The organism is Flavobacterium sp. ZB4R12 (assembly GCF_048276375.1).
Classification (GTDB): Bacteria; Bacteroidota; Bacteroidia; order Flavobacteriales; family Flavobacteriaceae; genus Flavobacterium; species Flavobacterium gawalongense.
On sequence record NZ_JBLNKS010000003.1, the window covers coordinates 34,795 to 57,971 of the forward strand.

The following is a 23,177-nucleotide window of genomic DNA, read 5'->3' on the forward strand; positions in this document are numbered from 1 at the left end:
TTTGAATCCGTTAAATTTTAATTAATACCAATCCGTTTTAACTAATTGTTTTGTTATTTTGTCTAAAACTTTACAAAATGATTCTTCGCATACTATTATTATGTTTTGTCCTTCTTATCATAGAACTTTATGCATTTCAAGCATTACGTACCTTAATAAAGATGAAATGGGTTTTGTTCTCTTACCAGATTATCAGTTTGCTGCTTTTAGTATTTATTATTTATTCTTTCATGCAATTTGACCGCTCTGTCGGACAAACCAAGATGACTATGTTTACAATGGGTTTGGTGCTATTAGTTTATGTTCCCAAAATGGTTTTGACCCTTGTATTGCTTGGAGAAGATGTTTTTAGAATTGGAGCTGGGTCAGTAAATTATTTTATGGAGAAGAATGACAATGTAACTTTCTTTGCTTCAAGAAGGAAGTTTGTCAGTCAGATTGGGTTAGGATTGGCAGCAGTTCCATTCTTATCATTAATATACGGAGTTACTGTAGGTAAATACAATTATAAAGTAATCAAACAACGAATCTTTTTTCCGGATTTACCCGATGCTTTTGATGGTTTTACAATTACTCAAATATCAGATGTTCATAGTGGAAGTTTCGATAATCCAGACAAAATAAATTATGCGATAGATTTAGTGAACGAACAAAATTCAGATATGATTTTGTTTACCGGAGATATTGTAAATACTGATGCAAAGGAAATGCATCCTTGGATAGAAACGTTCAACAGAATAAAAAAACATGAGTATGGGAAGTATTCGGTTTTAGGGAATCACGATTATGGGGAGTATATAACATGGCCTACAGAAAAGGATAAAGAGGATAATTTTCAAGCCATAAAAAATTTATATGGACAAATTGATTTTAAATTGTTGCTAAACGAACACACTTTTATTGAAAAAGGGGATGCTAAAATAGCATTAATTGGTGTAGAAAATTGGGGTCATAATTTTAAGAAAGCAGGAGATATAAACAAAGCTTCTCAACATGTGAAGAAAGAAGATTTTAAAATTTTGATGAGTCATGATCCTTCTCATTGGGAACATGAAGTGCAGCATCATGATAAACATTTTCACTTAACGCTTTCAGGCCATACACACGGAATGCAATTTGGTATAGAAATTCCAGGATATTTCAAATGGAGCTTAGCGCAATACGTTTATAAGCAATGGGCTGGTTTATATGAAAATGTAGGCCGGTATGTATATGTAAATAGAGGATTTGGCTTTCATGCTTATCCAGGAAGAGTCGGAATAATGCCTGAAATTACAGTCATCGAACTAAAAAAGGGTAAGGATGTGGCTTAATTCGTTTAAAATGTTACATTTGTATAATAATTATCTCTTTTTAGTAAATTTAGAAAATTAAATTTTTGGTTTTATGTCAAAATTTGGAGAACTTATAAATACACAAATCCCTGTGTTGATTGACTTTTATACAGATTGGAATGAATCTTCCGTTTCTATGCATCCTGTAATAAGAGATGTTGCGGCTGCTCTTGGCGATAAAGCAAAAGTAATAAAAATAGATGTTGATAAAAATCAGGAACTAGCCGAAGCTTTGCGAATAAAAGGTCTTCCTACCCTTATGATTTATAAAGAGGGCTTAATGATTTGGAGACAATCCGGAGAGTTAGATGCTAATACTATAATTAGCATAGTTCAGGAACAGTTGTAGTGATTGCTCTTTTTTATTCTATAACATCACAAATAAAGTTGTTTTCTTTTAGATAAGCTAAAGTTCTAGGGAGTACATATTCTAAGTTTTTGAAGGCTTTTATACTGTCATGAAAAACAATTATACTTCCTGATTCTATATTTGATAACACATTTTCCAAACAATCTTCTTTAGATAAGTTTTGATCAAAATCAGCGCTTAGGACATCCCACATTATTATTTTGTACCCTAATTTGCTTATTTCTTTAGCTTGGGTAGTTTTTATTTTTCCATAAGGTGGACGGAAGAATTTAGATTTTAGGTTGATACCAGATTGCTGAATGATTTCCTCACAGCGTTTGAAATTTTCCAAATAGGCTTCAGTTGTAGTTTTCCAGCCGTTCAGATGATTGAATGTGTGATTTCCAATCGCATGGCCTTCAGTGATTACTTTTTTAAATATTTTGTTATTTTTATTAATGTTATCTCCTATGCAGAAAAAAGTTGCTTTTGCGTTGTGTGTTTTTAATTGATCCAAAACCCATTCAGTGATTTCCGGTATTGGTCCGTCATCAAAGGTGAGGTATACTTTGTTTTCGGTATTGGGAATGTCCCAAGTATAATTTGAAAATATTTTTTTTATAATCCGATTTGTTTTTATCCAATAAAGGTTCATTTGTTTTTTTATTTAAAAGTAAAAAAAAATAGCGACATTTTTCAATATCGCTACATTTTCTGATTGTCAAATTAAATTACTCTTTTTCGCGACCAAAACGTTCAAACATTTTAATATACGTATTGAAAATTATTTTATTTTTATTGTAAAAAGTTGAATCACCACTTTCTTTCATTACTAGAAGCAAACCTCTGTAACGTTCTATATCTGTTATTATATCCACAGCAATATCAGTTTGATCTACAGCATTGAGATTAATGTAGTAATTTAAATTTTCTTTGTATTTAGTCATTAATTTTTCAAGAAGTTCCTGAGCTTTAGCTTTTTCTCCAATAGCATAATATCCTTTAGCAAATGGTTCAACCAAAGAATAATACCCAAATTTATCCAAAGGCATTTTTGTCATGGCCAAATCGATAATGTTTTTAGCTTTGTCTTTCTTTCCCTCAACGATTAACTGATTCATTAATCGGGCAAGATTCATTCGGTAAGTGATGCTGTTTCTTCTGGTTTCTGGGTCGTGATAAATCGTCGGGCTTTCACTATTTCCCCAATCCCATTTCATAACGTTTGAGTACATTTTGTCAGCATCAATCTGTCCCATTTCCATTTGGTTGTCGTCTTTGCCCATTTTGGTTTTTATAGGAACTAATTTATAAACCATTCCGTCTAACTGAAGATAATCTTTCATCCATAAATAATCTTCATTATCAAAGGCGCCACCACTAAAGTAAATAGGTCTTTTCCAGTTGTTATTAGCTACAATATCAAGCATCATCAATCTGTTTTTGTACAATGCATTTCCTTTGATATCGATATCTATATAAGGGACAATTGAATCATTGTATTTAGCAGAAACAACTTTGTTCTTGATGATAGTGTTTCTGTCAACAGGAATTCTCACTTTATTTGTTGGATAAAAATGAATGGTTTGTCCGTTTTGCATTTCAACAGTAGATTTTGGGTTTTTAATAAAACTTATAAAGTCTTTTACGTCCCATCTGCTTTCTACTTTTGGTATATGCGCTACATAATCCAGTTTGTCGCCTACATATTGATCGTGTGTGAATGAAATAGGCAAAGGATCTGATTCGTATGTTTTGGTTTTCATTTGATCGATATACCAATCGGTCATGAAAAGACTTGTATTTACGATTTTAACGTCAGTTCTTATTTTTTCAATTTCCTGAGCGTACCAAAGCGGGAAAGTGTCATTATCTCCAATGGTAAAAAGTATTGCATTTGGATCGCAAGAAGTAAGATATGCTTTTGCCATTGCAACAGCGGTATATTTATCAGAACGATCATGATCATCCCAGTTTTGAGAAGCCATAAGAACAGGAGCGGCTAATAAACTGGCTCCTATAAGTAGTGGTCCGGCTATTTTTGGAGCCAAATAGTTGCAGGCACTTTCGTACAGCGCATAAACCCCAAATCCTATCCAGATGGCAAATACATAGAAGGAGCCTACTAAAGCATAATCTCTTTCACGAGGTTCAAAAGGTCTTTCGTTTAAGTAAATTTTTAGTGCCAGGCCTGTGAATAAAAACAAGGCTAATAAAACATAAAAACTCTTTAAATCTTTATTGGCATGATACATCAAGCCAATAAGTCCGAGTATAAAAGGCAAAAAGAAATAGACATTTCGGCCTTTATTATTCAATACATCTGATGGTAAATTATCTTGTGAGCCTAAATGCAGGCTGTCAATAAATTTTATGCCGCTAATCCAATTTCCGTCTAAATTATCGTATTTCCCTTGTACATCGCTTTGGCGTCCAACAAAATTCCACATCAAATACCTCCAATACATATAACCAAATTGGTATTCGAACATAAAACTAAAATTGTCTACCGTTGTTGGCTTTTCTATGATGAGGTAATCCCCGTAACTTTTCAAGAAAGATACGTAACCGCCATGGTCTATTTGTTTTTGAGCGTAAGCTTGTCTAAATTCAGTCACTGTTTTTTCGACTTCATTTCTCAACTGCGCTATGGCCTTATTGTAATCCTCTTCGCTTAGTTGGCTTGGGTCAATGCCATATTTGCCCAAGTCATCTTCGTAAGGATAATCTGGATTTATTTTAAATTGTGGAGGATTTGTGAAATTCATATAGTTCTCTATATGCTCTGTACTCCACATTCTAGGCAAAATAGTTTTTTGATTGTCATCGCTATTTTGTTCCGCATTTTTGAAATTATTTACAATAACATATTTTCCTGTTTTGTAATCTCTTTCATAGTTTGGAGCTTTGTCTAAATAAGGATTTTCTTTATCTAAACCAGCAAAGGTTTCTGTATATTGAGGTCCATAGAACAACGGATTAACGCCATATTGTTCTCTGTTATAATAGGCTAAAACCTCACGTGCATCGGAAGGTTTGTTTTCATTTATTACGGTATTCGCATTTGCTCTAATAGGTAACATCATCCAAGTGGAGAAGCCAATTAAAATGAATAATATGCAAAGAATTATAGTATTGTAGAAAATCAAACCTTTTTGTTTGGTGTATTTTAAACCAAAGTAAAAGAAAGCGATGAAGAGTAGTGCAACAAAAATAGTCCCTGAGTCAAACGGTAATCCTAAATTGTTGACCATAAAAACTTCGGTTTTACCAAAGAAAGCCATTGTCAAAGGAAGCAATAGTTTGAATATAAACAATAAAATGGCGATAACTACAATATTTGCAATGATGAAACTTTTGACGGTAACAATTTTATAATGTTTGAAAAAATAAAGAAAACCAATGGCTGGGATTGTTAATAAAGCCATGAAATGCACTCCAAACGAAAGTCCTATAACTAGAGAAATGATCAATAACCATTTATTCCCTCTAGGGGTCTCCATGTCTTGTTCCCAACGTAAACCCAACCAAAAGAGCAACGCAATTAATAAAGAAGCCATGGCATAAACTTCGGCTTCAACGGCATTGAACCAAAAGCTATCAGAAAAAGTATAGGCCAATGTGCCTACAAATGAACTGCCTAAAATAACAATATCATTATTTTTATTTGTTTCGGAAAATCGAGAAATTAGTTTTTTTAATAAAATTGTTGAAGACCAATACATAAATAATATAGTAAAGGCACTAGAGAAAACGGACGTCATATTGACCATTAGGGCAACATGTTGGTCATCTGAAGCAAATATGGCAAAAAAGGCGCCAATCATTTGAAATAAAGGTGCTCCCGGGGGATGTCCTACCTCTAATTTTGCTGCTGTGGCAATATATTCTCCACAATCCCAGAAACTCATTGTGGGTTCAACTGTGAGTGTGTATGTTGTTAATGCGATTCCAAATGTAAACCAACCTATAATCGTATTCCATTTATTGAAATTGAATGTTGCCATATTTCAGTACTAAATTGTAGTTAAATTTTGAGTTACAAAGAAAATGTTTTTTTATGTAACGATGCGAGCATTAACAAAATTTTCTAAAAAACAAATGAAGTGAAGCAACAGCTTGGTTTTTAGTCTTTTCCTAAATTTTAAAGGGTGTTTGGAATCTTTAATGAATTTTTTTTGAATAAAAAGCGCTTAAAAATTTGTACAAATTAAAATTTGTATTAAATTTGCACTCGCTTAACAAAGCAATGCTGGTCTATGGTGTAATGGTAACACAACTGTTTTTGGTGCAGTCTTTCAAGGTTCGAGTCCTTGTAGACCAACGTAAAGCCTCTCAATTTTTGAGAGGCTTTTTTTATTTGAAAATTTTTGAAAGATTTTTTTTGAATTCTAAGAAGTGTTTTGGGAATTTAATTTGAGGTTGATTTTTGTAACTGAAAATTAAATTTTAAAAGTAATTACTGGTTTTACAGTATGATTTACTAAGTCCTCACTAATGCTTCCATTAAAAAAATGCGCTAATCCAGTTCTGCCATGTGTGCAAAGGCCTATTAAATCCGCATTAATTGTATTTGAAAAATTGAGTATTCCGTTTTCAATATTGACATCATTAAAAATATGGAAGGAGTAATTTTGAATGTCAAAATCAGCAATAAAATCATTCATGACCTTTTCGGCAACAAGGGTTGTTTTGAAGCTATTGGGAGTGCAAATCATTACTAAAAACAGATTCGCATCAAAGATTTTGGTAAATTCAATCATTTTTTTGAATGGTTTTTTTATTTCTTTCGAAAAGTCAGATGCAAAAACGAAATTTCTAGCTTCAAATTTGCCGATATCTTTTTTAATAACTAAAACGGGTATGTCTGAAAGGCGTACTACTTTTTCGGTATTGGAGCCAATTAGCATTTCTTCAATTCCAGAAGATCCGTGGGAGCCCATAATAATTAAATCAATTTTGTTTTTTTTGCAGAATGATAATATGCCATCCGAAGCTCTTTCAAATTGTACCGTTTCACTGACTGAAATCCCATTTAAATAGGGGCGTTCTTTGATTTTTTGAAAGGTTTCGTTTGCTTTTTTTATAAATAGCATTACTTCTGGAATACCGCTTCCGCCAGAAATAGCGTCGCTCATTTGGCCTGGGAGTTCCAACATGTGCAGTAAGAATATTTCGCAATTATTTTTTTTGGCAATTTGTGCGGCTACTTTCAAGGCATCTTCAGCATGTTCTGAAAAATCGGTTGGTACTAAAATTCGTTTCATAATTAAAAAGTTTAAATTATGTAAAAAACAGTTATTTTAATGCTAGATTAAAGATAAGAAATATTTTAACAGCAATCGATTATTTTAATTAATAAAAAAAAACACTATATTTGCACCGTTATTTATTAAAATCTAGATAATGAGGGGACTAAATGTCCCCTCTTTTTATAAAAATATGACATTTAAAGAAAAAGTAAATACGTTATTGACAGAATGCCTTTTGGAAAAGTCATCAATTTTTTTGATAGACCTTACTATCACTGATGCTTTCAAGGTTATTGTGACTTTAGATGGTGATAATGGAGTTGCACTTCAGGATTGCATCGATGTGAGTCGTTTTATAGATAATAATTTGGATCGCGAGGAACAAGATTATTCTTTAGAAGTAGCTTCGGTAGGAGTTGGGTCGCCATTGAAATTAGTAAGACAATACAAGAAAAATATAGGACGAACATTGATTGTAAAGACTGGGGCAGAAATAATTGAAGCGGAATTAGTGGAAGCTAATGATGATTTTGTAATTTTGTCATGGAAAGCAAGAGAGCCTAAAAAGATAGGAAAAGGAAAGGAAACAGTTCAAAAAGAACTTAAACTGCCTTACGGAGACATTAAAGAAGCAATTGTTACAGTAACATTTTAATTAAAGAATTCGCATGGAAAATTTAGCATTAATCGATTCATTCTCAGAGTTTAAAGATGATAAACTTATTGATCGTGTAACGCTTATGGCAATTTTAGAAGATGTATTTAGAAATGCATTGAAAAAAAAATACGGTTCAGACGATAATTTCGATATTATTATAAATCCTGACAAGGGAGATATGGAAATTTGGAGAAGAAGAGTAATCGTTGCAGACGAGGATCTAGATTTTGAAAACGAAGAGATTACTTTGACAGAAGCGAGAAAAATCGAAGCCGATTTTGAAATTGGTGAAGAAGTTTCTGAGGAAGTAAAATTGATTGATTTAGGAAGAAGAGCCATTTTGGCCTTGCGTCAAAACTTAATTTCAAAAATTCATGAGCATGACAATACGAATCTTTACAAGCAATTTAAAGATTTAATTGGTGATATTTACACCGCGGAAGTGCATCATGTACGACCTAGAGTTGTTATTTTGGTAGATGATGAAGGAAATGAAATTATTTTGCCAAAAGAAAAACAAATACCTTCTGATTTTTTCCGCAAAGGAGATAATGTTCGAGGTATAATAGAAAGCGTTGAATTGAAAGGAAATAAACCTCAAATTATTATGTCTAGAACTTCTGAGAAGTTTTTAGAAAAATTATTTGAACAAGAAATTCCTGAAGTATTTGACGGTTTGATTATGGTTAAAAAAGTGGTAAGAATACCAGGCGAAAAAGCAAAAGTAGCCGTAGATTCTTATGATGATAGAATTGATCCAGTTGGAGCTTGTGTAGGTATGAAAGGTTCTCGTATTCATGGAATTGTTCGTGAATTAGGAAATGAAAATATTGATGTTATCAATTATACCAGTAATATTCAATTGTACATCACAAGAGCGTTAAGTCCAGCAAAAGTTTCTTCGATTAAAATCAATGAAGACACTAAAAGAGCAGAGGTTTTCTTGAAGCTTGAAGAAGTTTCGAAAGCAATTGGTCGCGGTGGACACAATATTAAATTAGCAGGTTTATTGACGGGCTATGAATTAGATGTTATCCGTGAAGGGGATGTTGCAGGTGCAACTGCTGATGAGGATGATGTTGAATTAACTGAGTTTTCAGATGAAATTGAAGACTGGGTTATTGAAGAGTTTGCAAAAATTGGTTTAGATACTGCAAAAAGTATTTTAAAACAAGATGTTGAAGATTTAGTAAGAAGAACAGACCTAGAAGAGGAAACGATTCTGGATGTAATGAGAATATTGAAAGAAGAATTTGACAGTTAGTCATTTCTTCTGGCAAAATAAATATTCCACTTTCATATTCCTTTTCTTTGGAGAGGGTTAGAGTGAGGAACAACAAAAAAGGTAATAATAAAAAGGTTTTATGTCTGAAGAGAGAATTATTAGAATAAACAAAGTTTTAAGGGAATTGAATATTTCTTTGGAAAGAGCTGTGGATTATCTAAAAGATAAGGGAATTGCCATTGAAGCAAATCCAAACACAAAAATTTCTGATGATGTATACAATGTCTTGTGCGGTCAGTTTGCAGGTGACAAAGGGAATAAAGAAGCTTCGAAAGAAGTAGGGGAAGAGAAGAAAAAAGAAAAAGAAGCTTTGCGTTTAGAACGAGAGAAAGAAATTGAAGACAAACGTAAAATAGAGGAAGAGCGTCTAAAACAACAAGAAGTTATAAAAGCGAGAGCAGTTATAGCAGGTCCTGTTCAAGTTGGTAAGATTGATCTTAATCCAAAAAAAGCTATCGTTGTCCCGCCTGTAAAAGCTGTTGAAAAAATAGAGATTCCAGCGGCCAAAGTACCTGAGGTAAAATCTGTTCAAAAAGAAGTTTCAGCTGAAAAACCGTCACCAGAAAAACCTTTACAAGAAAAAGTTGTTTCAGACAAAAAAGAGGTAAAACCTGTTGTTGGGATAAAAGAGGTGAAAACAGAGGCTGTCAAAGAAGTCGCTGCTGAACCAAAAGTGGTTGTAAAAACCGAAGCAGTTAAAACGGATGAAGCGCCTGTTGATGAAACCATCACAACACAATATCAAAAACTATCTGGAACTACTTTAACGGGTCAAATAATTGATTTATCTCAATTCAACAAGCCGAAAAAGAAAAAGGAAGAACCTAAAATCACTCCGAATAAACCGGGTGCTCCAGGTTCGGCTGCAGCCAATGCAAATAAAAATAAACGTAAAAGGATTGCTCCTAAACCGGGTGCTCCTAGACCGCCTGCAACACCGGGAGTTCCTGGTGCGCCAAATCCTAACAAGATTACACCAAATGTAGGTGGCGGTGGATTCAACGCAAATAGAAGTGCAAGACCTGGTTTTGTAAAAGGAAACAGACCTGCAATTGTTGCAAAAGTGGAGCCTACAGAAGAGGAAGTTAAAAATCAAATTAGAGAGACTTTAGAAAAACTACAAGGAAAAGGTGGGAAATCTAAAGCAGCTAAATACAGAAGAGATAAAAGAGACACGCACCGTCAGAAATCTGATGATGAGCAAAGAGCTATTGATGAAGGAAGTAAAACCATTAAGGTTACTGAATTCGTAACAGTAGGTGAAATTGCTATCATGATGGATGTGCCAATTACTAAAGTTATCGGTACTTGTATGTCACTTGGAATCATGGTTACCATGAACCAACGTCTTGATGCAGAAACGTTGACTATTGTTGCCGATGAATTTGGTTATGAAGTAGAGTTTATTACTGTAGATATCGAAGAAGCAATTCAAGTTGTTGAAGATAGAGAAGAAGACTTAGTTTTTAGAGCACCTATTGTTACGGTAATGGGTCACGTCGATCACGGTAAAACATCGTTATTGGATTATATTCGTAAAGAAAACGTAATCGCAGGTGAATCTGGAGGAATAACACAACACATTGGTGCCTACGGAGTAACTTTAGATAACGGTCAAAAAATTGCATTCTTAGATACACCGGGTCACGAGGCATTTACAGCTATGCGTGCGCGTGGTGCTCAAGTTACGGATATTGCTATTATTGTGATTGCTGCTGATGATGACATCATGCCGCAAACTAAAGAAGCAATTAGCCATGCTCAAGCAGCTGGAGTCCCTATTATATTTGCTATCAATAAAATTGATAAGCCAAACGCTAATCCTGAAAAAGTAAAAGAAAGATTAGCGGGTATGAATTTACTTGTTGAAGATTGGGGTGGAAAAATTCAATCACATGATATTTCTGCAAAAGTAGGTACAGGGGTTAAAGAATTACTAGAAAAAGTATTGTTAGAAGCAGAACTTTTAGATTTGAAATCAAATCCAAATAAAGCGGCTTCCGGAACTGTTGTTGAAGCATTCCTAGATAAAGGAAAAGGATATGTTTCTACGATATTAGTTCAAAACGGAACTTTGAAAATTGGAGATTATATGTTGGCTGGTAAGCATCATGGTAAAATTAAAGCCATGCATGATGAAAGAGGGAATATAGTAACTGTTGCGGGTCCTTCGACTCCGGTTTCAGTTCTAGGTCTTGATGGAGCAGCAACGGCGGGGGATAAATTCAATATTTTTGAAGATGAAAAAGAAGCGAAACAAATTGCCTCGAAACGTTCTCAATTAATGCGTGAACAATCCGTACGTACACAACGTCATATTACATTGGATGAAATTGGACGTAGAATCGCATTGGGTCAATTTAAAGAATTGAATATTATCCTTAAAGGAGATGTTGATGGTTCTGTTGAAGCATTGTCGGATTCGTTCTCTAAATTATCTACTGAAGAAATTCAAATCAATATTATACATAAAGGTGTTGGTGCTATTACAGAAACTGACGTAATGTTGGCTTCTGCATCAGATGCAATTATCATCGGATTTAATGTTCGTCCTGCTGGAAATGCAAGACAATTAGCGGACAAAGAAGAAATCGATATCCGTTACTACTCTATCATTTATGCAGCTATCGATGACTTGAAAGATGCAATGGAAGGAATGTTGGCTCCGGAAATGAAAGAAGAAATTCTGGGTACTGCTGAGATTAGAGAGATATTCAAAATTTCTAAAGTTGGTTCAATTGCTGGAAGTATGGTTATGGATGGTAAAATTGTTAAAAACGCCAAAATGAGAATTATCAGAGAAGGTGTAGTTGTATTTACAGGAGAATTGTTAGCGTTGAAACGTTTCAAAGACGATGTGAAAGAAGTAGCTAAAGGATACGATTGTGGTATTCAAGTAAAAGGTTATAATGACATCGAGGAAAGAGATGTTATTGAATCGTACCATGAAGTAGCGGTTAAAAAGAAATTGAAATAATATTTTCAATATTTTATAATTAAAATCCCGATTTTGTCGGGTTTTTTTTATTTTTATAGCATACTAAAAATTAATTTCCATGAATAAACTAGTTACATTATTTTTTATTGCAGTTAGCGCTGTTGTGTTTTCTCAAAATAAAACGAATATCATAAAATATCTCTGAAAGATAAAAATGATAAAGTGTCAGGTTTTAATTTCTATGTAGAAAATGTTTACGATGGAAGACAGTTTAAGGAAAATATCGGAACTGTTCAAAAAAGTGGATTCAATAGAAAAGTCTTAGCGAATTTTGAAAAACCTTTGGTAGAAGAATTTTTTGATTACCTCTCCGTAATTTGTCCAAAACAGGAAAACAAACCTATAATTTCTATTCGAATTAATGACCTATATGTTTCGGAACTTACTCGTGCAATGTCTGAAACAGCATATGCGACTTTAGTAATTGATATTAATAGAATCTAAAGGGGGTGTTGATTATATTGTTGGAACATACACCGCTTCCACAGAAAGTGATGGTATGGATGTTACCAATAAACACGATGAGAGATTTAAAAAAAAGTTTTGCAGGAATGTTTAACTAATTACATGAAAACAAGTAATAATGATAAAATTGCCATGATTTTTGATACTAATCAAAATGCTAAAAGTAAAACGATCACCGTGTTTCCTTCAAAAGGCATTTATTTGACCTATGCAGATGTTTTAAATGGTAAGCCACTTGATGATAGTAATTTTGAAATTAAGAATATAAAGGAAAGATTTCATTTGCTTAATATAACCACTGATTCAGAAGAATTGAATTATTACGGATTCAGTGACGGTGAGGTTTTTATATAAATGTCTCAAAGTATTCTAGTGCAAAATATTATGCTAAAATCGAAATAATTGGAGGTAAATATTATGTAGAAAATGTAGTTTACAATCCTAATGATACCATTGCTATGGGGGCGATGTTTGGGTTAATTGGTGTTGCAATTGCTTCCGTAGCAAGTGACTCATCAGTGCCAATGCTTATTGATTGTTATTCGGGGCGGCCTTCTTTATTTATCAAATAATGAAATGAAAGTTATGTTGATGCCCTATCCAGTACTTTTAAAAGATTTTAAAAGCAGTAAGAAAAGCAGTGAAGATATAAAAGCTATTCTTAAAAGATATTACCAAGAAACGATAGTTCAATAAACAAAAAAGACACCTGATTGGGTGTCTTTTTTTGTTATTTGTTAGGTTTTATCAAATGCACGTTATTGTATTTTTTTCTAATCTCAATTAGATTTCTTTCTGCTTCAATACGCGTTTTAAAATTTCCAATCCAAACTTTATAATTAGGGGTGTTGAATAGAATTGTCCCGTCTATGTCGCTAAACTCTTGTTTGAATTCGGTCAATATGTTTTTTGCCTTTTCGCTTTCTCCGCTAAAAATTTGAACTTTATACAGGTCATTTACAGTGTTTGAAATGTTTGTTTTTCTTTTTTCATTTAACAATTGTTCAAATTTAGGGTCTTGACTTACCGTGATATTTCGATCTTGTGCATTTATATAGCTTGTCGTAAGGCATAAAGTAACAGCGTAAAAAAAGGCTTTTCGGGATGTTAAAATTCTCATAATGTGATAGTTTTTATGCAAAAGTACTATTTATGGAATGAAATGAAATAATAAATATTATTTAGAATTAGTATAAATTGAATTTAAGACTATTTTAAGGTTTTGAGAATAGTTCTTAAGTCGTATTTTTGTCGCAGTTTTTAAAATAAAGGTTCGGTTTTTTCTAAAGTGTTTGTAGAAAAAACTGTGCCAATTTTTAGTAGATAATCATTATACTATATGAAAAAGGTGGGTAACCATAATTCGATCTCGAGGAAATTATTTTTCAGCTTAGCTTTGATGCTAACGTTTTCCTTAACTTCATTTGCGCAAGTTGCGGCTCCGGCGGCAACTGAAGCTACTGCGGCTCCAGCTGCGACAACAGGTGGGGATCCTGTAAAAGGTAAAGAGCTATTTAATGCAAATTGTGCGGCATGTCATAAATTAGACGCCAGATCTACAGGGCCTGCTCTTAGAGGTGTGTCTGGTAAATATGAAATGTCTTGGATTTACAAATGGGTGAACAATAGTTCTGATTTGATAAAGTCTGGAGATGCTGATGCTGTGAAAGTTTTTGAAGAAAACAATAAGGCGGTAATGACTGCTTTTCCACAATTGTCAAATGGGGATGTTGATAACATTATTGCATATACTTCTGAACCAAAAGCGGAAGCTCCGGTAGCGGCAGGTGCTGTTGCGGCTCCGGGCACTGCAGGTACTGAAAGCGGCGGTATTTCAAATAATATTATTCTAGGTGCTCTTGCTCTTGTTATGGCAATGCTTGTTGTGATGTTGTTTTTGGTAAACAATGTTTTACGAAAAGTTGCTAAATCAAATGGTATAGAAGTTGCTCCGAAAGAACCTTCAACTCCTATCTGGAAAGCTTTTGTAAGAAATCAATTTTTAGTATTGGTTACTTCGATTTTCTTGTTGTTAGCGAGTGCTTATTTTGTATATGGATATTTAATGCAGATTGGTGTAGACCAGAATTATCAGCCTATTCAGCCTATACATTTCTCGCATAAAATTCATGCCGGTGATAATGAAATAAATTGTAAATATTGTCACTCTGCTGCACGTGTAAGTAAAAATGCTGGTATTCCTTCGTTGAATGTTTGTATGAACTGTCATAAAAATATTTCAGAAGTTGCTGAAACTACTGCTACTCCAGAATACAGCAAAGCATTCTATGATGAGCAAATCCAAAAATTATATACAGCAGTGGGATGGGATAAAACAAGTCAGACTTATACTGGAAAAACACAGCCTGTGAAATGGGTTCGAATTCATAATTTGCCTGATTTTGTTTATTTTAATCACTCACAACACGTTACGGTTGCTGGAATTGAATGTCAGACTTGTCACGGTCCTGTTCAGGAATATGAAATTCAAAAACAATTTGCTCCATTGACAATGGGTTGGTGTATAGATTGTCACAGAAAAACAGATGTTAAAATGGAAGGCAATGAGTATTATGCTAAAATCCATGAACAACTTTCTAAAAAATATGGTGTAGAAAAATTGACTGCTGCACAAATGGGAGGTTTAGAATGTGGTAAATGTCACTATTAATCAAATTATTAAGATTTTAATATTTATATATGTCATCAAACAAAAAATACTGGAAAAGTGTTGAAGAACTAGACGGAAATAGTTCTATTGTTGAGGCGCTTAAAAACAACGAATTTGTTGAAGAAATTCCAACTGATGAATTTTTAGGGAATAATGATGCATTGTCATCTTCTTCTACAACACGTCGTGATTTTTTAAAGTACGTTGGATTTAGTACTGCGGCAGCTACGCTTGCGGCTTGCGAAGGACCTGTGCACAAGTCAATACCTTACGTGTTACAACCAGAGCAAATTATTCCTGGAGTAGCAGATTATTACGCAACTTCTGTTTTTGACGGTTTTGATTTTGCAAACCTTTTAGTTAAAACACGTGAAGGGCGTCCTATTAAAATAGATAATAATACTATTACTGGAGCAAAATTTACTGCCAATGCAAGAATTCATGCGTCTATCTTATCATTATATGATAACATGCGTTTGAAGGAGCCGAAAATGGATGGTAAAGATGTAACTTGGTCTGTTGTTGATTCAAAAATTAAGTCAAGTATTGATGATGCCAAAGCAAAAGGCGGTCAAATTGTCTTATTAACAAATACATTAGCAAGTCCTTCAACTGAAAAGTTGATTACTGATTTTATTGCTAAAAATCCAAACTCAAAACATGTAGTTTATGATGCTGTTTCTTCGTCAGAAGCACTTGATGCATTTGAAGCTGTTTACGGTGAAAGAGCTTTGGTAGATTATGATTTTTCAAAAGCTTCTCTTATAGTTTCTATTGGTGCAGATTTTCTAGGAGATTGGCAAGGTGGAGGATATGATTCTGGTTATGCTCAAGGCAGAATTCCGAAAAACGGAAAAATGTCTCGTCATTTTCAATTAGAAGCTAACATGACTTTGTCTGGTGCTGCTGCTGATAAGCGAGTGCCTATGTCAACCGCTAATCAAAAACAAGCATTAGTACACATATATAATATTGTGACCGGTTCGTCTGCTGCGGTAAATTTAGATGGTAAATTTAAAGCAGAGGTAACAAAAGCAGCTCAACAATTAAAAGCTGCCGGTTCAAAAGGAGTATTGGTTTCTGGTATTCAGGATAAAAATGCTCAATTATTAGTTTTAGCTATCAACCAAGTGTTGGCAAGTGAAGCTTTTAGTACTTCTGGAGCAAGACAAATAAGAAAAGGGTCTAACGAAAAAGTGGCTCAATTAATTATGGATATGAAAGCGGGAAGTGTTCATACTTTAATTATGAGTGGAGTTAATCCAGTTTATACTTTATCTGATAGTACTTCTTTTGTTGAAGGACTTAAAAAAGTAAAAACATCGGTGTCATTTTCTTTAAAAGAAGATGAAACAGCTTTAGTAAGTACGATAGCAGCTGCAGTTCCTCATTATTTAGAATCATGGAATGATGTAAGTATCACAAAAGGAACTTACGGAATAACGCAACCTACAATTCGTCCTCTTTTCAAGACTAAACAATTTCAAGATGTTTTATTGTCTTTAAGTGGTATTTCAGGGACATTCTATGATTATATTAAAGCTAATGCTTCAACAATAATCTCGGGTTCTTCTTGGAATAAAGTATTGCATGATGGAGTTTTTGTTGGTGTTATACCAACAATATCTGCGGGTTCTGCGGATTATAGTGCCGCTGCAAGTGCTTTAGCGAAATCAAAAGCGACTGAAGGATTAGAACTTGTTTTGTATACTAAAACAGGTATGGGAGATGGACAGCAAGCTAATAACCCTTGGTTGCAAGAGTTTCCAGATCCAATTACAAGGGTTTCTTGGGATAATTATGTTACCGTTTCGAATGCTGATGCTAAGAAATACGAATTGTCTAATGAAATTGTTGCTAATGGTGGTTTAAACGGAAGTTATGCTACTATAACTACTGCAGATGGAGCTAAATTAGAAAATGTTCCAGTAATTGTTCAGCCAGGACAAGCTGTTGGGACTGTTGGTCTAGCTTTAGGGTATGGTCGTAAAGCGGCTTTGAAAGAAGAAATGATGGTAGGTTTAAATGCCTATTCTTTATATAAAGGGTTCAATAATGTACAGTCTGTTACATTGGTGAAAGCTGGAGGAGAACATGAGTTTGCTTGTGTTCAAGGTCAGAAAACATTGATGGGAAGAGGAGATATTATTAAAGAAACTTCTTTGGAGATATTCAATACAAAAGATGCTAAAGAGTGGAACGAACAACCAATGGTATCTTTAGATCACAAAGAAGTAGAAGCAACTAAAGTTGATTTATGGGATTCTTTTGATCGTTCTATTGGGCATCATTTTAATCTTTCTATCGATTTGAATGCTTGTACCGGTTGTGGTGCTTGTGTAATTGCTTGTCATGCAGAAAACAACGTTCCAGTTGTTGGAAAATCAGAAGTTAGAAGAAGTCGTGACATGCACTGGTTGCGTATCGATAGATATTATTCTTCTGAAAATACATTTGAAGGCGATAACGAAAGAAAAGAAAATATAGCTGGTTTATCAAGTTCATTATCTACATTTAATGAAATGGAAAAAGCGGGTGATAACCCACAAGTTTCTTTTCAACCTGTAATGTGTCAGCATTGTAATCATGCACCTTGTGAAACGGTTTGTCCGGTTGCTGCAACTTCACACGGTCGTCAAGGTCAAAATCACATGGCTTATAACAGATGTGTTGGTACACGTTACTGTGCAAACAACTGTCCTTACAAAGTGCGTCGTTTTAACTGGTTTTTGTACAACAAAAACAGTGAATTCGACTACCACATGAATGACGATTTAGGGCGTATGGTATTAAATCCGGATGTTAATGTTCGTTCTCGTGGAGTTATGGAAAAATGTTCTATGTGTATTCAAATGACACAGGCAACAATTTTAAAAGCAAAAAGAGAAGGAAGAGCAATCGTAGATGGTGAATTCCAAACTGCATGTTCAAATGCTTGTTCTACAGGAGCAATGATATTTGGGGATGTAAATGATGAAGAAGCAGAAGTAACTAAATTAGCTGCTGATGATAGAATGTATCATTTGTTGGAGCATGTTGGAACAAAACCAAATGTGATTTATCACGTTAAAGTTAGAAATACCTAGTACAAAAAATAATTAATTAAGAATCAATATAAAGGATTATGTCGTCTCACTACGAAGCAACCATTAGAAAACCTTTAGTTATAGGTGATAAATCTTATCACGATGTAACTGTAGATGTAGCTGCACCTGTTGAGGGTAAAGCAAACAAACATTGGTGGATTGTATTTTCAATCGCATTAATAGCCTTCCTTTGGGGATTAGGCTGTATAATTTACACCGTATCTACAGGTATTGGAACATGGGGATTAAATAAAACAGTTGGTTGGGCTTGGGATATCACGAACTTTGTTTGGTGGGTTGGTATTGGTCACGCAGGGACCCTAATTTCTGCCGTATTATTACTTTTCCGTCAACGCTGGAGAATGGCTATTAACCGTTCTGCAGAAGCAATGACAATTTTCTCGGTTATTCAAGCAGGTTTATTTCCAATTATTCACATGGGGCGTCCATGGTTAGCATATTGGGTTTTACCAATTCCGAATCAATTTGGTTCTCTTTGGGTAAACTTTAACTCGCCGTTACTTTGGGATGTATTTGCAATTTCAACTTACCTTTCTGTTTCATTAGTTTTCTGGTGGACTGGTTTGTTGCCTGATTTTGCCATGTTACGTGATAGAGCAATTACTCCTTTTAATAAAAGAGTTTATTCAATATTAAGTTTTGGGTGGAGCGGTAGAGCAAAAGACTGGCAACGTTTTGAAGAGGTTTCTTTGGTTCTTGCAGGTTTAGCGACTCCTCTTGTACTTTCTGTACACACGATTGTATCTATGGACTTTGCTACTTCAGTTATCCCTGGATGGCATACTACAATCTTTCCTCCATATTTTGTTGCTGGAGCCGTTTTCTCAGGATTCGCAATGGTAAATACCTTGCTTATCATTATGAGAAAAGTTTCTAATCTTGAAGCTTATATTACTATACAACACATAGAATTGATGAATATTGTAATTATGATTACAGGTTCTATCGTGGGGGTTGCTTATATTACAGAGCTTTTCATTGCTTGGTATTCTGGTGTAGAATACGAACAATATGCTTTCTTAAACAGAGCTACCGGACCTTATTGGTGGGCATATTGGTCAATGATGACTTGTAATGTATTTTCACCACAATTTATGTGGTTCAAAAAATTGAGAACAAGTATTATGTTTTCTTTTATAATTTCAATTGTTGTAAATATTGGAATGTGGTTTGAAAGATTTGTAATTATTGTAACTTCTTTACATAGAGATTACTTACCATCTTCTTGGACAATGTTTTCACCTACATTCGTTGATATCGGTATTTTTATTGGAACAATAGGTTTCTTCTTTGTTTTGTTTTTATTATATTCTAGAACATTCCCGGTAATTGCTCAAGCGGAAGTAAAAACAATATTAAAAGGGACTGGAGATAATTATAAAAGAGAAAGAGAAGCAAATAAAGATTTACATCATGAGTAATAAAGTAATATACGCCATATACAATGACGATGATATATTGATGGATGCCGTTAAAAAAACACGTGCAGCACATCATCATATTGAAGAAGTTTTTACTCCTTTTCCTGTTCACGGACTGGATAAAGCGATGGGACTTGCTCCTACAAGATTAGCCATTTGTGCTTTTATCTATGGATTGTTAGGGTTATCATTTGGAACTTGGATGATGAACTATATAATGATTCAAGATTGGCCTCAAGATATTGGTGGAAAACCGAGTTTTAGTTATATTGAAAATATGCCGGCATTCGTGCCAATTATGTTTGAAGAGACTGTTTTCTTTGCTGCGCATTTAATGGTTATTACTTTTTATATGAGAAGTAAGTTATGGCCATTTAAACAAGCTGAGAATCCAGATGTGAGAACAACAGATGATCATTTTTTGATGGAAGTTGCTATTAATGATAATGAAGAAGAGTTAGTTTCATTTTTCAAAAACACAGGAGCAGTAGAAGTTAAAGTAATAGAAAAGCAGTAATCATAGCTATGAAAAGGATATATAAAATAACACTTTTATTTGGTTTAACGATATTAGTTTCGTCTTGTCATAATAATGCAGCGCCAAACTATCAGTATTTTCCAAACATGTATGAGTCAGTTGGGTATGAAACTTATTCTGAATCGGATGCATTTAACAATGGTAAAGAAGGTCAACTTCCTGTATCAGGAACTATAAACAGAGGATTTGATGTTTATGAATATGAAAATTCTACTGCTGGTTACGAATTAGCAAAAGCTAATCTTAAGTCACCATTAGATTCATTGAGTAACAACTCTGAAGAAGGGAAAGCACTTTTTGAAATTTATTGTATAAGTTGTCACGGTGCAACTGGTAACGGTAAAGGTAAATTAGTTGAAAGAGAAAAATTCCTTGGAGTACCAAGCTATGCTGACAGGCCAATTACAGAAGGAAGTGTCTTTCACGTAATAACATATGGTTTAAATGCAATGGGATCACACGCTAATCAATTGAGTGCCCATGAACGATGGTTAGTTACTGACTATGTTCTAAAACTAAAAAGCGAATTATAATTGTTGAACAAACTGATCGTAATAGATATGTATACATTTTCAAGTAAATTAAAAACTTTTTCTTTCATCTTAATGGCTGTTGGTCTTTTAGGAATTGGATATGGTTTTTTAACTGCACCAAAAGATATTCAGGAAGTTGAAAATCTGCTTGCTGCTGATAGTCATGGAGGTCATGGTGAAGTTCAGCATGAAGTTTCAAATTCTTCTCACAAGGAAAATGAAGTGGCAGCGGAACACAAAGAAACTACTGATGCTAAAGAAGCTACTGAACACAAAGAGCATTTAACACATGTTTTACACCAACTGCAAAATAAGCCATGGGCCGCATTATATGTTGCTTGTATTTTCTTCTTGCTTATTTCAATGGGTGTGTTAGCTTTTTATGCTATACAACAAGTAGCCCAAGCTGGATGGTCTCCGGTTTTGTTTAGAGTAATGCAAGGTATAACTGCGTATTTACCGGTAGGTTCAGTTTTATTTTTTATTTTCTTGGTGTTATGTGGTTTGCATTTTAATCATTTGTTTATTTGGTTAGATCCTGAAGTTGTAGCACATGATAAAATAATTCAAACTAAATCTGGGTATTTAAATTTTCCTTTCTGGATTGTTAGAGCCGCTATATTTTTATTTGGTTGGAATCTATACCGTTATTATTCCAGAAAAAATTGTTTGGCACAAGATGAAGCTACAGATAATAATTTGTACAAAAAGAATTTTAAAATATCTGCAGGATTTTTAGTTTTCTTCATCGTGTCAGAATCTATTATGTCTTGGGATTGGATTATGTCGATTGATCCTCATTGGTTCAGTACATTATTTGGATGGTATGTTTTTGCCAGTTTTTTTGTCAGCGGTATCACTATGATTACTATGGTGACATTGTATTTAAAATCAAGAGGGTATTTAGATCATGTTAATACAAGTCATATTCATGATTTGGCTAAATTTATGTTTGGAATAAGTGTTTTTTGGACTTACTTGTGGTTTTCACAATTCATGTTAATATGGTATGCGAATATTCCAGAAGAGGTAACTTATTTTATAACAAGAATACAATTGTATAACCTTCCTTTCTTTGGTGCTGTTGTGATGAACTTCTTGTTTCCAATTTTGATTTTGATAAATACAGATTTCAAAAGAATTACATGGGTACTAGTTATGGCTGGTATTGTAATATTACTGGGGCATTATATAGATTTCTTTAATATGATAATGCCAGGGACAGTAGGAGACAGATGGTTTATCGGAATTTCAGAAATCGCATCCGTTCTTTTCTTTCTAGGATTATTTATTTATGTTGTTTTTACAGCATTGACTAAAGCTCCTTTGTTGCCAAAAAGAAATCCATTTATAGAAGAAAGTAAACATTTTCATTATTAATATTTAAAGAAAAAAACAGATGACAAGTTTGTTGGTAATTATAGTTTTAGTTTTATTAGCTGTTGCTTTGTGGCAATTGACGAAAATATTCGACCTTACGCAAGTAGGTTCAAGTTCGGACAGTTCTCAAGTAGCTACTGATAATGATAATAATGTACAAGGTTATTTAATGTTTGGTTTCTTGGCATTTATTTATATTTTTACAATCTATGGATTGTTTAAATGGAGTCCACTTGTTCTTCATACGCCTGCTTCTGAGCATGGAGCGCTTGTAGATAATCTTATGAACATTACTTGGGTTTTAATTTTTATTGTTCAAGCAATTACTCAAGTTCTTTTACATTATTTTGCGTTTAAATACAGAGGTAAAAAAGATCAAAAAGCATTATATTTCGCAGACAACAACAAACTAGAAGCAATCTGGAGTGTTATTCCGGCCGTTGTTCTTGCGGGTTTAATTCTTTATGGTTTGTATGCTTGGACAAACATAATGTTTGTTGATGAAGAAGAAGACACTGTAGTTATAGAATTGTATGCACAACAATTTAACTGGAAAGCCAGATACTCAGGTAATGATAATGTATTAGGTAAAGCGAATGTTAGGTTTATTGAAGGTGCCAATTCAGTTGGTGTTGATTTATCTGATCCATATTCACAAGACGACATTGTTGTAACGGAGTTGCATATCCCTAAAGGGAAAAAAGTTCATTTTAAAATGCGTTCTCAGGATGTTCTACATTCTGCTTATATGCCCCATTTTAGAGCGCAGATGAATTGTGTTCCTGGAATGGTTACTGAATTTGCTTTTACGCCAATTTACACAACAGCTGAATATAGAGAATTGCCTTTCATGGTAGAAAAAGTAGCTAAAATAAATACGCTAAGAGCAAAAAAAAGCACTGAATTGGTAGCCAAAGGAGAAACAGCACTTGATCCTTATACTTTTGACTACTTGTTGTTATGTAATAAAATTTGTGGTGCATCTCATTACAATATGCAAATGAAAATTATTGTAGATACTCCGGAGGATTATAAAAAATGGTTAAGTGATAAAGCAACTTTAGTGCAAGAAGTAAAAACTGCCAATGCACCGGCTCCCGTTGAAGGAGGAACAGGTAAAGATTCTACAAGTACCAAAGACACCGCAGCTGTTGCTAAAATAGCTATGAAATAATTATTAAGAAAA

18 protein-coding genes and 1 tRNA gene are annotated in these 23,177 nt (G+C 33.9%); 15 read left to right on the plus strand and 4 right to left on the minus strand.

The features are described 5' to 3' along the window. The first annotated feature begins 77 nt into the window (after positions 1 to 77). Both ACNO7W_RS02695 and ACNO7W_RS02700 read left to right on the plus strand, forming a co-directional pair. The gene (locus ACNO7W_RS02695) at positions 78 to 1,313 is read left to right on the plus strand and encodes a metallophosphoesterase (protein ID WP_417936922.1); all 1,236 of its coding nucleotides are present in this window, start codon (positions 78 to 80) and stop codon (positions 1,311 to 1,313) included. Positions 1,314 to 1,386: 73 nt separating this feature from the next. Further along, the gene (locus tag ACNO7W_RS02700; RefSeq protein WP_143385951.1) at positions 1,387 to 1,683 is read left to right on the plus strand and encodes a thioredoxin family protein; all 297 of its coding nucleotides are present in this window, start codon (positions 1,387 to 1,389) and stop codon (positions 1,681 to 1,683) included. 13 nt (positions 1,684 to 1,696) lie between these two features. On the opposite strand, the gene ACNO7W_RS02705 is transcribed toward ACNO7W_RS02700, so the two are convergent. Both ACNO7W_RS02705 and ACNO7W_RS02710 read right to left on the minus strand, forming a co-directional pair. Beyond that, positions 1,697 to 2,338, minus strand: a complete 642-nt coding sequence (locus tag ACNO7W_RS02705; protein ID WP_417936923.1) for a polysaccharide deacetylase family protein — start codon at positions 2,336 to 2,338, stop codon at positions 1,697 to 1,699. 76 nt (positions 2,339 to 2,414) lie between these two features. After that, positions 2,415 to 5,690: a DUF2723 domain-containing protein gene (locus tag ACNO7W_RS02710; protein ID WP_417936924.1), complete on the minus strand. Its 3,276-nt coding sequence runs from the start codon at positions 5,688 to 5,690 to the stop codon at positions 2,415 to 2,417. A gap of 246 nt (positions 5,691 to 5,936) precedes the next feature. Between ACNO7W_RS02710 and ACNO7W_RS02715 the strand changes: the two genes are divergently transcribed. Further along, a tRNA-Gln gene (locus ACNO7W_RS02715) sits at positions 5,937 to 6,007 on the plus strand. A gap of 118 nt (positions 6,008 to 6,125) precedes the next feature. Here ACNO7W_RS02715 and ACNO7W_RS02720 read toward each other — a convergent pair. Beyond that, positions 6,126 to 6,950 carry a universal stress protein gene (locus ACNO7W_RS02720; RefSeq protein ID WP_417936925.1) on the minus strand — a complete coding sequence of 275 codons (825 nt, stop codon included), beginning with the start codon at positions 6,948 to 6,950 and terminating at the stop codon, positions 6,126 to 6,128. Between the two features lie 175 nt (positions 6,951 to 7,125). Here ACNO7W_RS02720 and rimP point away from each other — a divergent pair, with 175 nt between their 5' ends. The 5 genes from rimP (at position 7,126) to ACNO7W_RS02745 (ending at position 12,695) form a co-directional block, all read left to right on the plus strand. Beyond that, the gene (gene rimP / locus ACNO7W_RS02725) at positions 7,126 to 7,590 is read left to right on the plus strand and encodes a ribosome assembly cofactor RimP (RefSeq protein WP_417936926.1); all 465 of its coding nucleotides are present in this window, start codon (positions 7,126 to 7,128) and stop codon (positions 7,588 to 7,590) included. Between the two features lie 13 nt (positions 7,591 to 7,603). Then, positions 7,604 to 8,857: a transcription termination factor NusA gene (nusA, locus tag ACNO7W_RS02730; protein WP_143385956.1), complete on the plus strand. Its 1,254-nt coding sequence runs from the start codon at positions 7,604 to 7,606 to the stop codon at positions 8,855 to 8,857. Positions 8,858 to 8,957: 100 nt separating this feature from the next. Further along, on the plus strand, positions 8,958 to 11,855 hold the full coding sequence (gene infB / locus ACNO7W_RS02735) for a translation initiation factor IF-2 (RefSeq protein ID WP_143385957.1): 2,898 nt from the start codon (positions 8,958 to 8,960) through the stop codon (positions 11,853 to 11,855). Between the two features lie 183 nt (positions 11,856 to 12,038). Continuing rightward, positions 12,039 to 12,320, plus strand: a complete 282-nt coding sequence (locus tag ACNO7W_RS02740) for a hypothetical protein (protein ID WP_417936927.1) — start codon at positions 12,039 to 12,041, stop codon at positions 12,318 to 12,320. 123 nt (positions 12,321 to 12,443) lie between these two features. Continuing rightward, positions 12,444 to 12,695 carry a hypothetical protein gene (locus ACNO7W_RS02745; protein WP_417936928.1) on the plus strand — a complete coding sequence of 84 codons (252 nt, stop codon included), beginning with the start codon at positions 12,444 to 12,446 and terminating at the stop codon, positions 12,693 to 12,695. 376 nt (positions 12,696 to 13,071) lie between these two features. Here the strand turns inward: ACNO7W_RS02745 and ACNO7W_RS02750 are convergent, their stop codons facing one another. Then, a complete protein-coding gene (locus ACNO7W_RS02750) occupies positions 13,072 to 13,461 on the minus strand; it encodes an SPOR domain-containing protein (protein WP_417936929.1) in 390 nt (129 codons plus the stop codon). Positions 13,462 to 13,680: 219 nt separating this feature from the next. On the opposite strand from ACNO7W_RS02750, the gene ACNO7W_RS02755 reads away from it, so the two are divergent. From ACNO7W_RS02755 to ACNO7W_RS02785, 7 genes are read left to right on the plus strand one after another with little or no spacing between them, the layout of a single operon-like run. Then, positions 13,681 to 15,012 carry a cytochrome c3 family protein gene (locus ACNO7W_RS02755; RefSeq protein WP_417936930.1) on the plus strand — a complete coding sequence of 444 codons (1,332 nt, stop codon included), beginning with the start codon at positions 13,681 to 13,683 and terminating at the stop codon, positions 15,010 to 15,012. 29 nt (positions 15,013 to 15,041) lie between these two features. Continuing rightward, positions 15,042 to 18,098, plus strand: a complete 3,057-nt coding sequence (locus ACNO7W_RS02760) for a TAT-variant-translocated molybdopterin oxidoreductase (protein ID WP_417936931.1) — start codon at positions 15,042 to 15,044, stop codon at positions 18,096 to 18,098. A gap of 38 nt (positions 18,099 to 18,136) precedes the next feature. Next, positions 18,137 to 19,540 (plus strand): NrfD/PsrC family molybdoenzyme membrane anchor subunit, encoded by a 1,404-nt coding sequence (gene nrfD / locus ACNO7W_RS02765; RefSeq protein WP_073204459.1) that lies wholly within the window; start codon positions 18,137 to 18,139, stop codon positions 19,538 to 19,540. After that, the gene (locus ACNO7W_RS02770; protein ID WP_417936932.1) at positions 19,533 to 20,057 is read left to right on the plus strand and encodes a DUF3341 domain-containing protein; all 525 of its coding nucleotides are present in this window, start codon (positions 19,533 to 19,535) and stop codon (positions 20,055 to 20,057) included. The genes nrfD and ACNO7W_RS02770 overlap by 8 nt, the downstream gene beginning before the upstream one ends. An 8-nt stretch (positions 20,058 to 20,065) precedes the next feature. Further along, positions 20,066 to 20,611, plus strand: coding sequence for a c-type cytochrome (locus ACNO7W_RS02775; protein WP_143385964.1), 546 nt, complete (start codon positions 20,066 to 20,068; stop codon positions 20,609 to 20,611). A 27-nt stretch (positions 20,612 to 20,638) separates the two neighbouring features. Continuing rightward, positions 20,639 to 21,991: a quinol:cytochrome C oxidoreductase gene (locus ACNO7W_RS02780; protein ID WP_417936933.1), complete on the plus strand. Its 1,353-nt coding sequence runs from the start codon at positions 20,639 to 20,641 to the stop codon at positions 21,989 to 21,991. A 19-nt stretch (positions 21,992 to 22,010) separates the two neighbouring features. Continuing rightward, positions 22,011 to 23,165: a cytochrome c oxidase subunit II gene (locus tag ACNO7W_RS02785; protein WP_417936934.1), complete on the plus strand. Its 1,155-nt coding sequence runs from the start codon at positions 22,011 to 22,013 to the stop codon at positions 23,163 to 23,165. Positions 23,166 to 23,177: the final 12 nt, after the last annotated feature.